16 protein-coding genes are annotated in these 12,740 nt (G+C 47.4%); 11 read left to right on the top strand and 5 right to left on the bottom strand.

Annotated elements, in window-relative coordinates:
- Positions 1–62: 62 nt before the first annotated feature.
- Entirely contained in the window at positions 63–407 is a 345-nt protein-coding gene (locus GKZ89_RS10735) for a winged helix-turn-helix transcriptional regulator (RefSeq protein WP_155112478.1), read from the top strand.
- A 586-nt stretch (positions 408–993) separates the two neighbouring features.
- Here the strand turns inward: GKZ89_RS10735 and GKZ89_RS10730 are convergent.
- Complete coding sequence (locus GKZ89_RS10730) at positions 994–1,638, bottom strand: VC0807 family protein (protein WP_155112401.1); 645 nt, start codon at positions 1,636–1,638, stop codon at positions 994–996.
- 119 nt (positions 1,639–1,757) lie between these two features.
- On the opposite strand from GKZ89_RS10730, the gene GKZ89_RS10725 reads away from it, so the two are divergent.
- The 5 genes from GKZ89_RS10725 (at position 1,758) to yunB (ending at position 6,018) form a co-directional block, all read left to right on the top strand.
- A complete protein-coding gene (locus GKZ89_RS10725) occupies positions 1,758–2,615 on the top strand; it encodes a DUF72 domain-containing protein (protein ID WP_155112400.1) in 858 nt (285 codons plus the stop codon).
- Between the two features lie 21 nt (positions 2,616–2,636).
- Positions 2,637–3,455, top strand: a complete 819-nt coding sequence (locus GKZ89_RS10720) for a sulfite exporter TauE/SafE family protein (protein ID WP_155112399.1) — start codon at positions 2,637–2,639, stop codon at positions 3,453–3,455.
- A 13-nt stretch (positions 3,456–3,468) separates the two neighbouring features.
- A complete protein-coding gene (locus GKZ89_RS10715; RefSeq protein WP_162356743.1) occupies positions 3,469–4,881 on the top strand; it encodes a 5'-nucleotidase C-terminal domain-containing protein in 1,413 nt (470 codons plus the stop codon).
- Positions 4,882–4,964: 83 nt separating this feature from the next.
- Positions 4,965–5,231, top strand: a complete 267-nt coding sequence (locus tag GKZ89_RS10710; RefSeq protein WP_241680220.1) for a YunC family protein — start codon at positions 4,965–4,967, stop codon at positions 5,229–5,231.
- Between the two features lie 61 nt (positions 5,232–5,292).
- Positions 5,293–6,018, top strand: a complete 726-nt coding sequence (gene yunB / locus GKZ89_RS10705) for a sporulation protein YunB (protein ID WP_155112396.1) — start codon at positions 5,293–5,295, stop codon at positions 6,016–6,018.
- A gap of 36 nt (positions 6,019–6,054) precedes the next feature.
- On the opposite strand, the gene GKZ89_RS10700 is transcribed toward yunB, so the two are convergent.
- Positions 6,055–7,053 (bottom strand): M23 family metallopeptidase, encoded by a 999-nt coding sequence (locus tag GKZ89_RS10700; RefSeq protein WP_277753225.1) that lies wholly within the window; start codon positions 7,051–7,053, stop codon positions 6,055–6,057.
- 226 nt (positions 7,054–7,279) lie between these two features.
- On the opposite strand from GKZ89_RS10700, the gene lipA reads away from it, so the two are divergent.
- On the top strand, positions 7,280–8,176 hold the full coding sequence (gene lipA, locus GKZ89_RS10695; protein WP_155112395.1) for a lipoyl synthase: 897 nt from the start codon (positions 7,280–7,282) through the stop codon (positions 8,174–8,176).
- A gap of 62 nt (positions 8,177–8,238) precedes the next feature.
- Here lipA and GKZ89_RS10690 read toward each other — a convergent pair whose 3' ends face one another.
- Positions 8,239–8,889 carry a YhcN/YlaJ family sporulation lipoprotein gene (locus GKZ89_RS10690; RefSeq protein WP_155112394.1) on the bottom strand — a complete coding sequence of 217 codons (651 nt, stop codon included), beginning with the start codon at positions 8,887–8,889 and terminating at the stop codon, positions 8,239–8,241.
- 123 nt (positions 8,890–9,012) lie between these two features.
- On the opposite strand from GKZ89_RS10690, the gene GKZ89_RS10685 reads away from it, so the two are divergent.
- Positions 9,013–9,288 carry a YutD-like domain-containing protein gene (locus tag GKZ89_RS10685; protein WP_162356723.1) on the top strand — a complete coding sequence of 92 codons (276 nt, stop codon included), beginning with the start codon at positions 9,013–9,015 and terminating at the stop codon, positions 9,286–9,288.
- Positions 9,289–9,318: 30 nt separating this feature from the next.
- On the opposite strand, the gene GKZ89_RS10680 is transcribed toward GKZ89_RS10685, so the two are convergent.
- Together GKZ89_RS10680 and GKZ89_RS10675 are read right to left on the bottom strand one after the other, a co-directional pair.
- Complete coding sequence (locus tag GKZ89_RS10680) at positions 9,319–9,585, bottom strand: cytosolic protein (protein WP_155112392.1); 267 nt, start codon at positions 9,583–9,585, stop codon at positions 9,319–9,321.
- 38 nt (positions 9,586–9,623) lie between these two features.
- Positions 9,624–9,890: a DUF3055 domain-containing protein gene (locus GKZ89_RS10675; protein ID WP_155112391.1), complete on the bottom strand. Its 267-nt coding sequence runs from the start codon at positions 9,888–9,890 to the stop codon at positions 9,624–9,626.
- Between the two features lie 117 nt (positions 9,891–10,007).
- On the opposite strand from GKZ89_RS10675, the gene GKZ89_RS10670 reads away from it, so the two are divergent.
- From GKZ89_RS10670 to GKZ89_RS10660, 3 genes are all read left to right on the top strand, one after another.
- Positions 10,008–11,315, top strand: a complete 1,308-nt coding sequence (locus GKZ89_RS10670) for an EAL domain-containing protein (RefSeq protein WP_241680214.1) — start codon at positions 10,008–10,010, stop codon at positions 11,313–11,315.
- A 114-nt stretch (positions 11,316–11,429) separates the two neighbouring features.
- Complete coding sequence (locus GKZ89_RS10665; protein ID WP_155112390.1) at positions 11,430–11,864, top strand: DUF86 domain-containing protein; 435 nt, start codon at positions 11,430–11,432, stop codon at positions 11,862–11,864.
- 26 nt (positions 11,865–11,890) lie between these two features.
- The gene (locus GKZ89_RS10660) at positions 11,891–12,661 is read left to right on the top strand and encodes a TIGR01457 family HAD-type hydrolase (protein WP_155112475.1); all 771 of its coding nucleotides are present in this window, start codon (positions 11,891–11,893) and stop codon (positions 12,659–12,661) included.
- Positions 12,662–12,740 lie beyond the last annotated feature (79 nt).

Below are 12,740 nucleotides of genomic sequence, written 5' to 3'. Positions count from 1 at the left end.
ACGAAAATAAAGAAAAGTACGCACTTTACGGATAGATACTACCGAAAAGGATAGTGATGGCAATGGGAATGACCGAATACAAAGGCAAAGTCAGGCAGATTCAGGATACGCCGTTCGGCTACACGTTATCACTGATCGGCGGCAAATGGAAAATGGTCATCATCTATCTGCTGGCTGAAAACGAAACTGTCCGGTTCAATGATTTAAAACGGCAGATCGGAGCCATTACCTATAAAACATTAAGCTCGCAGTTGAAAGAGCTGGAAGCGGATGGTCTCGTTCACCGCAAGGAATATCCTCAAATTCCTCCTAAAGTTGAATACCGTCTTACCGAAAAAGCGGAAACTTTGCTGCCGGTTTTAGAGGATCTGTGCGAATGGGGAGCCAAAAACAAGCCGGAAAACTAAAAAAACCTGCCAATCGGGCAGGTTTTTATCAGTTGAAGGGCAGGATAGAGTGCAAATTACCTTGATACATGCTGGATATATGGGAAAAACCATGACTGTGACCGGTTAAAAACCCATCATAAAATTATATCGGCGAAAAAAACAATATATCAGCGAAAATCTTGATATATCGACGAAAATAACAATATATCAGCGAAAATCATAATATATCGGCGAAAATCCCTGGATATCGATTTTTCGACAAGATTCACTACCCGCGGCACTTCATTTAAGCATCCAGTCCGAGCACTTAGTCCGAAAACAGCACCCATAGTTCAAAAGCGTCCACACTTCCACTTGCAAAGCAGCTTCCCCATTCAACTGCAGGCCCAGACTCATTCCGCACTCAATTTCAGCCCCGATCCAGTCCCATTCCGCACTCAAATCAGTCCCAGCCTGAATCCCAGTACCAGTCCCACTCCGCACACAATTCAGCCGCGGTCCAAATCCTAGTCCGCACTCCATTTCAGCCCCGGTCCAGATCCCAGCCCTTACTCAACTCCGGTCCTCATCCCAGTCTCCACCTCAGCTTCACGCACAGCACTCATCAAACCAAAGACTGATTTCGGTCATCCCCGTCATCCGGGGTCGCTTCGCTGATTCTCATTCCGACAAATACGAAGGTCACCATGATGACCACGGTGAATACCCAACCGTAGATTTTCATGAAGAATAGGATTTTGTCGTATTGGGCGATGCCGTATTTACCGAGCAGAAAGGCGCGGAGTCCGGCACTAATGAGGTTTTGCATGGCGAATACAAAGCTGACGAGATAAAACATCGGCAGCAGTTTCGGCTGCTTGTACAGCTTCAGGCTGTCTTCGCGCTTTTGTCCCTGGAGGTAGGCGATGTCAGCCATTAAATATAATCCGAACGGTTTTTTAATTAAGATCGTGGCAAGCCAGAACAGGCCGAAGCCTACAGAAACCCAGACGTTGTTTTGCTGCATCCGTTCTGCGTTCTGGGAAAGCAGGTCAATAATCGTGTTTATACTAAGTGAAGCCATAATGAACAGTCCTGTGACATTGAACTGTCTTTCGGCAAAAAAGCGATAGACGGTATAAAGGATTCCGGGGACTGTGGAAAGCAGCATGGCCCAGTAGTCGCCGAGCGGGGCTTTCCCGTATTCCCAGATGACATATGGCAGTACGAGATAAAAGAGAATATCTGATACAATCAGGTGTTTTTTCATATTCATCCTCCTATTGCCTTAGTATAACATGGCAGCTCGTGCTGGAATCTCATATTTTTTGATTGCGGATTCGTTTGCTATAATACGGGTAGAATGGTGCAAGGTCGGGAGGAGAAGCGATGATCCGGATTGGAGTAACGGGGTGGGGCGACCATGATTTTCTTTATCCGCATGGAATGAAGCCATCTGATAAGCTGAAGGAATACAGTGCGTATTTTCCTGCTGTCGAGATTGATGCGAGTTTTTATGCGGTTCAGCCTGAGCGGAATATGCGGAAATGGGCGGAGGAAACACCGCCGGGCTTTCAGTTCGTTGTAAAAGCATATCAGGGAATGACCGGTCATGAACGGGGAGAAATTCCCTTTGAAACAAAGAGTGAGATGTTTGAGGCGTTTAAGGTTTCACTGAGGCCTCTGATTGAAAAAGAGAAGATGTCGATGGTTCTCTTCCAGTTTCCGCCGTGGTTTGATTGCAGGAAAGAGAATGTTGATTATCTCCGGTGGTGCAAAAGACAGATGGAAGGACTGCCATGTGCGCTTGAATTCAGGAATCAAACATGGTTTGCTGCCGGGGTCCGGGAGCGGACTATGGCCTTTATGCGGGAAGAGGCGTGGATCCACAGTATTTGCGATGAACCGCAGGCAGGCACTGGATCAATCCCGGCCATTCTTGAGACGGCTGATCCCGCAAAGACTCTCGTCCGCTTCCACGGCCGCAATGTCCATGGCTGGAATAAAACAGGTTCCGGAGAGGAATGGAGAGAAGTCCGCTACCTGTATAAATACAGCAAAGCGGAGCTCGAAGAATGGGCGGACAAATTGAAGGGTCTGGAGGAAAACTCCGGTGAAGTCATTGCCCTTTTTAACAATAATTCAGGCGGAGATGCGGCAGAGAATGCACTGGAAATGATTGATCTATTAGGGATCAAATACGAGGGTCTGGCGTCAAGGCAAATGAGTTTGCTTGACTTTGACTAGCTTAGAGAGAAGGAATAAGGAATGGAATGGATTGTATTGCTTGTACTTGGACTCGCTGCCGGAACGCTAGGAAGCCTTGTGGGACTCGGAGGAGGCATCATCATCGTGCCGGCGCTCCTTTTTTTATCGGATTTTTTACCATCGTCCGTAACACCTCAGGATGCTGTAGGGACGTCTTTGTTTGTCTTAATTTTTACAGGGCTGTCTTCAACCCTTGCCTATATGAAGTACAAAAGAGTGGATTACAAAAGCGGCTGGATTCTTTTTATCGGAAGCGGGCCGGGAAGCCTTGCAGGAGCCTGGGTAAGCAGAACGTTTACCGATGATTCCTTTTCCATCTGGTTCGGGCTCTTTATGATTGCCATGGCCTTTGTTCTGATGCTGAAAGGAAGGACGGCACCAGCTGCTTCAGCTAAAGGAGGACGGGGGATCACAGGAGTATACATCGATCCCGCAGGCAAAAAATTCGAGTATTCCTATCATCCCGCTGCAGGCATTCTGACTGCTTTTGCAGTCGGGTTTTTAGGAGGTCTTTTCGGCATTGGCGGGGGGGCGCTGATGGTTCCTGTCATGGTTCTCCTGTTTCTTTTTCCTCCGCATGTGGCAGTCGGCACATCCATGTTTATCATTTTCCTGTCCTCTGTGACGAGCTCAGGGATTCATGCATTTATGGGCCATGTGGAGTGGCTGTATGCACTCGCTTTAATTCCGGGGGCTTATGCCGGAGGAAAGCTTGGGGCTTACATCAACAACCGCCTGGAAAGCAAGACGATCATCATCCTCTTAAGAGTTGTTCTGGTGATAATAGGAATCCGCCTGGTTTATCAAGGGCTTGTTTAATAGGAGAGGACAAATCATGAAGAAATTTCACATCTATCATATCAATGATCTTCACAGCCATTTTGAGATGTGGCCCCAAATTGCCCGCTTCGTTGAGAATGGCAGACAGAAGCATGCTGATGAGGGAGAGCCGAGCTTTTTATTTGATATTGGAGACCATATAGACCGGTTCCATCCAATCAGTGAAGCGTCCTACGGGAAGAAAAATGTTCAGTTATTGAATGAACTCCACTTTGATGCAGCAACGATTGGAAATAATGAAGGCATTACTCTTCCGTATCAAGCGCTTGACGACTTATATAAAGAAGCTGAGTTTCCGGTCATTTTGTCCAATTTATATTATCGGAACGGTGAAAGACCGGAGTGGGCAAAGCCTTATACCATTCGGACCCTGCCGGACGGTTTCAGAATCGGCCTGGTCGGAGTGACAGTCAGCTACACCCCGTTTTACGAAAAGCTGGGCTGGCTGATACAAGATCCCTTTGAAAGCCTGAAAGAAACCATTCCGGCAGCCGCCGCACAATCCGACTTCCTGATAATCCTGTCTCATCTCGGGATTTACGATGATGAAAGGCTGGCAGAGGAATTTCCGGAATTGGACCTGATCTTAGGAGCCCATACCCATCATGTACTGGAAACAGGAAAATGGATGAACAGCTCCCTCTTGTGCGGAGCGGGGAAATACGGAGCATATACAGGCTATGTAGAGGTTCAATATGACGAGAAGGCAAGAAAGGCAACGAAGCTGACCGCTTCCGTTATCCCGATGGAATCTGCTGAAAAAAGCATGACATACGAGAAGAAGCTGAATAAGCATCTGGAGGAAAGTGACACGATTCTTTCTCATCCCATTGCAGAGCTGCCTGACGACCTGGAGATCAAGTGGTTTGAGGACTCTGATTTTTCAGCATTTCTGGTCCGTGCCCTTCATGAATGGTGTGGAGGAGAAGCGGCGATGGTGAATGCGGGTATGCTGCTGGATTCCTTGAAAAAAGGGCCGGTAACGAAAAAGGATCTTCACAGAATCTGCCCGCATCCTATCAATCCGTGCAAGGTAAGGTTAAAAGGGGACCAGCTGCTCGAGGTCATCCGCCAGGCTTCTACTGAAGAGATGGAACAGCTGAAGCTGAAGGGACTTGGCTTTCGCGGGGCAGTCATGGGAAAAATGGTGTACGAGGGCATAGAGGTCAAACAGAAAAGGATGGCTGACGGAAAAAAACACGTATCGTCCGTTACAATCAATGGAGAACCGGTGGATCCGGAAAGGGAATATGTTATTGCAACCGTGGACATGTTCACGCTCGGTCCCCTGTATCCGGTCATCGGCCAATCTCCATCAAAGGAATATTTTATGCCGGAGTTTTTGAGAGACCTTCTGGAATGGGCATTAGCTTCCGGCAGCCCTATGAAGCCAATTTCATACTAAGCGCCGCACTTTCCTCATACATTGAAAAGGGAGAGGAGTGTGGCGAAGTGGTTACGATCTCACCTGTCGTTATTTCCGGCTGCATGTTTACAGCTGTGACAGTTAAGCTTCCGAAAACGGATTTTATGGCCATTTCCAGCGAGAAAGGGTATATTGCGTGCGGAGCGGTGGATATCAATCTGTTCAATGAGAAACTGAAGGAAAGAGGGATCATTGCCGGAAGGGCAGTAGGTGTCCGCTCAATCGATCAGCTTCTGAACGCCCCGCTTGAATCAGTTACGCTGGAGGCAGAAAAGTACGGCATTCATCCAGGCATGACCGGAAAAGATGCCCTGCTGCTGATGGTTTGAAAATTCCTATCGTACATCCCCTGTTCCATGCATACATATAGCATGGGAAGGGGGTATTTTTTTGGCAAAATTTCAAAGACGTCTCCCGAAAAAAGGACCCATGCCATTTCGCTATGTCCTTTTGTTATCGTTCATCTTTTTTATCTTCACAACCGCAGCGGGGCTTTATCTTGTCAACAAAGAAATTGAGCCTGTCCTGATGAGCATTGCAGAAACAGAAACTCAAAAAATTGCATCACTCATTATAAATGATGCCCTCAAAAAACAGCTTGAAGAAGAAGGGGATACGAGCAAGCTTGTAACGGCGAGCGTAGATAAAGAGGGGAAATTGATTGATCTGGATTCAGGAGGTGTCCGGAGAATGCTGGCCGGTTTTACCGATCACCTTCAGCGCAATCTCCTTTTAGCTGAAAAGGGAAAGCTTGAATCCTTGAATATACCGGAGCTGAATACTGAAAATCAGGATTTTATTTATGAAATTCCGCTCGGCCAAACGACAGGGAATGTCCTTCTTGGGGGAACCGGCCCGAAAATCCCGGTCCGGTTTGAAATGATCGGCCATGCCCTGACCGATTCCAAAACAACGGCAGAACCATATGGCATCAACAATGCGCTGATTAAAATCAACATTGATGTAAAGGTAAATTTGAGGGTCATCATTCCGTTTTCCAGCAAAAGCACAACTGTTTCAGCAAGCATTCCGGTAGATATCAAAACCGTGATTGGGGACGTCCCGGATTATTACAATAATGGAGGGGGACAGCCGCCTTCCATAGAATTGAACTAAAGGGTGAAAAGCTGCCAGTGTGCCCGGCAGCTTTTTTTACTTCTTCCTCTTCTTTTTATCTCCGCGTTCCCAAATCCTCAAGTAAGCATATGGGTCAAATGAATATTCGGTCCGGCCGTTGTCTTTATACATTCCGTAGTGAAGGTGGGGCGGGAACTTTCCGGCAGTTCCCGGCGGTCCATAGCCAGAGCTGCCTACAGAACCGATCACTTCGCCCGGTTTAACGACCATTCCTTCCCGGAGGTTTTTGGCGAAACCGTTCAAGTGCCCGTAATAATGATACGTGTTGCGGACATCTCTGATCCCTACGCGCCATCCTCCGTAGCGGTTCCAGCCTTTCATTTCAACTACTCCATATGAAGTAGCGAGCACGGGTACACCATAATCCGCAAATACGTCCGTTCCTTCGTGTATCCTTCTGCCGCCCCAGCCGCGGGCATCTCCCCACGTACTCCGGTAGCTGTAGTTATAGCGGATTGGAACGGGGAACGACCGACCTGCCAGATTTAAATGCCCTGTTTTTTTAATCACTTTCATATGGCCTAAAATAATGCCAACTGATTTATCACGCTGGTAATAGTCCCACAGACCAATCTTGCTGTTTTCCAGTCCTCTACCGTACTGTGACAGAAACGAAGCATATGAATAGAGGACATCCTCATCACTCTTCGGGTCGGCACGGCCATCTCCGTTGCCGTCTTTGCCGATCCCGCCAAACAGCCGGATCCGGACAGGATTGTCGTCTGAAGGAAGGGGATTTGCAGGGCCGCTCCACCGCTCCGGAGGAATGTAGAGGCCGATCAGCCCGGTTTGTTTAGGAAGATCTCTGCGTGAGAGTCTTACATTGTGCTCAAATAAATCCGCAGCGGCTAGAAGTTCCCACGAGATCCGGGTCTGTCTGCCGGTTTTTTTAAACATTTGCAATCGTTTTGCATTTGCTGCAGCTTCTTCATCCATTGCTGCAGCAGCCTGAGCCGGCAGGGGGATGGCGAGAAGCAGACAACATGCCAGAATAATGCAGCGCAATGGCTTCAGGCCTCCTTTCTGAGCTTTTGCCAATACCTATAGTTTGAAGCCGGGCGGAGATTCCATTCGTAGTAAATGTTAGAAATCCAAGGCATGCTTTTCCTTGTCCTGGTTTCCTTTTGTATGGTAAAGTGGAGATTGCAGGGAAAAAGATGAACGGATTTTGTATCCGTTTACGGTGTCGTTTTCAAGTGGTTTTACCGGCTCACAAGACTACATACTGGAGATGATTTTGTTGGCAAAGCAAGAGGAACACTTACGTAAACCGGAATGGTTAAAAATAAAACTGAATACGAATGAAAATTACACAGGCTTGAAAAAGCTGATGAGAGAACAGAAGCTGAATACGGTTTGTGAAGAAGCAAAATGTCCGAATATTCATGAATGTTGGGCGGTGCGCAGAACAGCTACCTTTATGATCCTTGGATCCGTCTGTACAAGGGCCTGCCGTTTTTGTGCCGTTAAAACCGGTCTCCCGACTGAACTTGACCTTCAGGAGCCGGAACGTGTTGCCGATTCCGTTGCTGTGATGAATTTAAAGCATGCCGTTGTCACCGCGGTTGCGAGAGACGATTTGAAAGACGGCGGCTCTCAGGTTTTCGCTGAAACGGTCCGTGCGATCCGCAGAAAAAGCCCGTTCACTACCGTAGAGGTGCTGCCATCCGATATGGGCGGTTCCCTGGAGAACCTGAAAACACTGATGGATGCGCGTCCCGACATTTTGAATCATAATATCGAAACGGTAGAACGCCTCACTCCAAGAGTGCGTGCACGTGCGAAATATGACCGTTCTCTTGAACTTCTGCGCCGTTCCAAAGAGCTTCAGCCGGATATCCCGACGAAAAGCTCGCTTATGGTTGGCCTTGGTGAAACGAAAGAGGAAATCATCCAGACGATGGATGATCTGAGAGCAAACGATGTGGACATCATGACAATCGGCCAGTATCTGCAGCCTTCAAAGAAACATCTAAAGGTGCAGAAATACTATCACCCGGATGAGTTTGCAGAGCTTAAAGAAATTGCGATGAGCAAAGGCTTCAGCCATTGTGAAGCAGGCCCGATGGTCCGTTCTTCCTATCACGCGGATGAGCAGGTCAACGAAGCATCCAGGCAGCGCCAGGCAAAAGCATAAATCAATCAAAAAAGTGTCTCCTGATCAGAGGAGACACTTTTTTGCGATTATGCTGCCGCCATTTACCGTTCCATTCCATCTCCGCTCATTTCGCCGGTTTCTTCCCCATTTGCGTTTTCTCCTTTATTAACTGCTTTGCCCTGGGGAGAATCTTTTTTCATCCCGTTCGTTAATTTGCCGATGATGGCATCTGCATCACGGCTTTCGGAATCCATGCGGCTGTAGGACTGAAGCTGGTCGAAATAAGCCGGGTTGTCGGAAATGTACACATGATAGTACCTCGGAACAACAGAGATGGCTGTTCTTTTCACCATATCTGCCATCTGGCTGCGATCTCCGCTTGCGCGCCGGTAGGCTACGAGAACTTCTTCGTCTGTCACAAGAGTTGCCGCCTCACTGATACCAGGAAGCTGAACAGTCAGCCCGCTGATCGTGTCTGCAAGTTCCTTCCGGTCAATTCCGTAATATTCGGTTTGCTCGCCGTTTTTCATCAAATCTTTTTTGCTGTGGCGGACAAACCCATAAGCTTCTGTGCGCTCCTCTTTTTTTGATTCATTTCCGGTACGCTGATACATTTTTGTGTTCTCATCCACCTGAATGGTACTGCCATTCTCATCAGTGAGATTGGATTTTCCTTCCTCACCCGCTTGCCGGCAGCCCGCGCTGCTGATAACAGCAAGCATGACCATTCCGGTCACATACAGTCGTTTCATTTGCTGCACCTCCTGCCTTTAGGATGGCTGTTTTACAGGGAAAGCTCTCCTAGCAATTGATGGAGAAGGGAAAATGGGCTATGATAATAGAAAATAGATGTCCTGATAAGGAGCGCTGAAAAAGTGGTTACAGTACAAAATATCCATTATGAGATCTGCAAAGATGAGCGGGACGGGTTTAACGAAGAGGCATTCAAAGCGCGCTATTCAGATATCTTAAATAAATACGATTACATTGTTGGTGACTGGGGATACGGCCAGCTCAGGCTGAAGGGGTTTTTTGATGACCAGAATCAAAAAGCATCGTATGATACAAAAATCAGCACGCTCGATGAATACCTGTATGAATACTGCAACTTTGGCTGCGCCTACTTTGTGTTAAAAAGAACCCGCAAATAAAAAGAGCTTCGCTGCTGCGAATGCTCTTTTTTACTGTTCATTCCTGTCCGGGTCATCATGGGGCGGATGGGCACCGGGGTGCTGCCTCGGAAGCTCCTGGTGCAGGTTTTTGTTTTCGTAATTGAACGCGCTGTAATATCGCTGGCCCTCATGCCATGGGGTGCTCTTGTTTTCCACAGGTGAATCCTTGCCTCTTGGCGCCCCGTAAGGCCCCTCAGGAGTAATCTCCGGTGTAACATAGTTCCTCATCTTCTCCACATTCGAAAAATCATGGTACTCTTCTTCATCTCTTGCCATCCTTATCACCTCTGCTTACATACGTGTAGTGTGTCCGTTTATCCTACACACTCATACAAAAATTCTGTAAGCTCAGCTGCTTCCTCACCGGACAAGTCAAAAGAGTGCTGAATCAGGCCTTCCTCCTCCAAATCATCGGGGCCGATAATCGCAAATCGGCTGCTTTGCAAATTTAATACAATGACCTTTCCGTAATAACGGTCTGTTTGAATAAGAGCCAAATCAAAACGCTGATGGTCTCCCATAAAGCTCACGAACCTTGTCTTTGTTTCATCCGTTTCATCGTATAAATAAAAACGCTCCATATCTAATCACTCCACGCTTTTCGTTAAATTATACCAAATCTAAATAGAAATTTGATTTTTCATTCTTTATGGTAAAATGGTAGTACTTGCAGACGTGATATCAGAAGGGTTGAGACTATGCTACAGGAATTATGGACTATAAATATAAGAAGAATGATTAAATGGAGTAAAATTTTACTCCCATATACCTACTTAAGATATTTTCCGCCGCAATTCATCCTGCGCAACCCTCTTCTAGAAGGCGTTTACGATGCAGTTGTGAAAGGGAGGAAGGTTGCGGGAATTGTCATTCAAAGCACGAACACCAAGGAGATCCTTTCACAGCTTGAACCCTTTCAGGAAAGAGAACTATGCAGCGGCCTGAAGCGCGAGATTAAATTCATATTGGAGACGTCGGATTACCGGGATGATATACTGGTAGTGCACGATTATCAAAATAAAGGGATAATCGTTTTTCTGAAAATTGATGACAGTAAGCAGAGCGTACCTTACATCGAACAGTTCATCAGCTTCCTGATCCATCAGGTACGGAAGTGGCTTGTGAAGGAATACCCGTATATTCATTTTGCAGCGGAGACAGGCTACATGTTTGTAGACCGGTCAAAGGGCTCTGCCCAGGAGGCGATCCAGCTGGCTCAGCAGCAGGCCGCGGAAATGGCTGAAAAGCGGGTCCATTCGAAATACATGGACATTATGGCGAGTATGAGGGAAATCATTCAGAAACAGGAAATCCGTTTGCTTGCGCAGCCTATAATCGAGCTGGAATCAAACACGATACAAGCATGGGAAATCCTCACAAGGGGACCGGCGGGCACGCGGCTCGAAAACCCGCTTCAGCTGTTTTCCATTGCCAGGCAGACTGGAATGGTTTATGACCTCGAAATGCTGATTTTGGAAAAAACACTCCATCTTGTTATCGAAAGCGGCACGAAAGAAGAGATATACATCAATTTTACACCGCTTACACTTGGGAATAAACGGTTTGTCCCTTCAGTAAAAAAAGCCTTAAACAGGCATCCTTCAGTGGATCCGGCAAAAATCATACTCGAGATTACTGAGCGGGATTCAATTGAAGGGATGGCTTTTTTTAAGGATAATATACAGGCATTAAGAGGGCTTGGCATCCGGATTGCAGTGGATGACACCGGAGCAGGGTACTCCAGCTTGCACACAATCAGTGAGGTTATGCCGGATATTATCAAAATTGACCGATCTGTCATTGAAAACATTGATACGAACCGTGTAAAGGAATCCATGCTTAAGGGCCTTCTCCTCATTGCAAGGGAGACGGGATCGCTCGTCGTGGCTGAAGGGATCGAAAAGAAAGAGGAAGCGGATGTGCTGGCGCGAAACCGTGTCGATCTGGCTCAGGGCTATTTTTACGCCAAGCCAGGTCTGCTTCAGAAAGAGCGGGTAGCTTATTAGGGAGATGAACACCTGCTGTTCCATTGCAGCAGGAACGCTCACAAGCGGATGGCTTAATGGAGTTTGCCTGAAGCAAGTGTATAATGTAAAAAGCCTTTCATAGGGGGGAAACGAATGTACTTTGTCGACCGGGAGAAAATTGAAGAAAAGCTGAAGCTAATGGAAGAGCTGTTAAGCTTTTATTCTGCTCATACTTTTGACAGCAGGATGGAACAGCTCGCACTTCAGAGGCTTGGACATGTAATGATTGAATGTATTCTGGATACCGGCAATGCTTTGATTGACGGCTTTATCATGAGGGATCCGGGCAGCTATGAAGACATTATTGATATCCTGCTGGACGAAAAGGTGGCAGCTCCGGAAGACGAACAAGGTCTGAAGGATCTGGTCTTTTATCGAAAGCCTCTCGTTCAGGAGTATGTGTCAGCCGATTCAAATGACTTGAAGGTCCTTTTGGACAAGCATAAGGATGTACTTGCATCTTTCCCTCAAAAAGTGAGAACATATCTTGAAAATGAACTTGGACCCGTGTCTGCTTTTCGAAACTAATTTCTGCAGGAGTGAGCAGCTTGACAATGAAAACATACAAAGGCTATTTGATTGATCTGGACGGGACGATGTACAAAGGAACAGAAAAGATTGAAGAAGCCGGGGAATTCGTCAGATTGCTGAATGAAAAAGGAATTCCATACTTGTTCGTCACAAACAATTCTTCTGCCACTCCGGAAAAGGTAGCCGAAAAACTGAACGGTTTTGGCATTCAGGCCAAGCCTTCACAGGTCTTTACCACTTCCCAGGCAACCGCCAATTATATGCATGAACTCAAACCGGGCGGTTCGGCCTATGTAATCGGAGAAGAGGGAATTCAGGCTGCCCTGAAGGAAAAAGGCTTTGCAGAGGGTGGAGAGGATGCGGACTTTGCCGTCATCGGCATCGACCGCAGCATCACATATGAAAAACTGGCAGCCGCCTGCCTTGCTGTCCGGAACGGCGCCACGTTCATCTCGACGAACGGGGATATTGCCATTCCGACCGAACGAGGGCTGCTGCCCGGCAACGGTTCTTTAACCTCAGTCATTGCTGTTTCCACTCAAACCGAGCCGGTCTTTATCGGCAAGCCGGAGCCGATCATTATGGAACAGGCTCTTGATGTGCTTGGATTGCCGAAAGAAGAGGTCCTGATGGTCGGAGACAACTACGCCACCGATATCATGGCCGGCATCCGCACCGGGATGGACACCTTGATCGTTCATACCGGCGTAACACAGAAGGAGCACCTTCATAGTGTGGAAGTGCAGCCCACATACGCGGTGCACTCCCTTGATGAATGGTTCAACCGGATGTAATGGAAAAGCCCTCCCCTTGTATTGGGGAGGGCTTTTTACTGATTTTTAATTGGGATGGTGCATGAAATGGGTGCTCTGA

Source organism: Metabacillus mangrovi (genome assembly GCF_009711125.1).
GTDB lineage: Bacteria > Bacillota > Bacilli > Bacillales > Bacillaceae > Metabacillus_B > Metabacillus_B mangrovi.
The sequence above is the reverse complement of the archived record's forward strand: the minus strand, read 5'-3'. Positions and strand labels throughout refer to the sequence as shown.

Coding starts and splice junctions, on each gene's coding strand:
- GKZ89_RS10735 (WP_155112478.1), top strand. CDS start 63: ATGGGAATGACCGAATACAAAGGCAAAGTCAGGCAGATTCAGGATACG.
- GKZ89_RS10730 (WP_155112401.1), bottom strand. CDS start 1,638: ATGAAAAAACACCTGATTGTATCAGATATTCTCTTTTATCTCGTACTG.
- GKZ89_RS10725 (WP_155112400.1), top strand. CDS start 1,758: ATGATCCGGATTGGAGTAACGGGGTGGGGCGACCATGATTTTCTTTAT.
- GKZ89_RS10720 (WP_155112399.1), top strand. CDS start 2,637: ATGGAATGGATTGTATTGCTTGTACTTGGACTCGCTGCCGGAACGCTA.
- GKZ89_RS10710 (WP_241680220.1), top strand. CDS start 4,965: ATGTTTACAGCTGTGACAGTTAAGCTTCCGAAAACGGATTTTATGGCC.
- GKZ89_RS10690 (WP_155112394.1), bottom strand. CDS start 8,889: ATGAAACGACTGTATGTGACCGGAATGGTCATGCTTGCTGTTATCAGC.
- GKZ89_RS10680 (WP_155112392.1), bottom strand. CDS start 9,585: ATGGCAAGAGATGAAGAAGAGTACCATGATTTTTCGAATGTGGAGAAG.
- GKZ89_RS10675 (WP_155112391.1), bottom strand. CDS start 9,890: ATGGAGCGTTTTTATTTATACGATGAAACGGATGAAACAAAGACAAGG.
- GKZ89_RS10670 (WP_241680214.1), top strand. CDS start 10,008: ATGCTACAGGAATTATGGACTATAAATATAAGAAGAATGATTAAATGG.
- GKZ89_RS10665 (WP_155112390.1), top strand. CDS start 11,430: ATGTACTTTGTCGACCGGGAGAAAATTGAAGAAAAGCTGAAGCTAATG.
- GKZ89_RS10660 (WP_155112475.1), top strand. CDS start 11,891: ATGAAAACATACAAAGGCTATTTGATTGATCTGGACGGGACGATGTAC.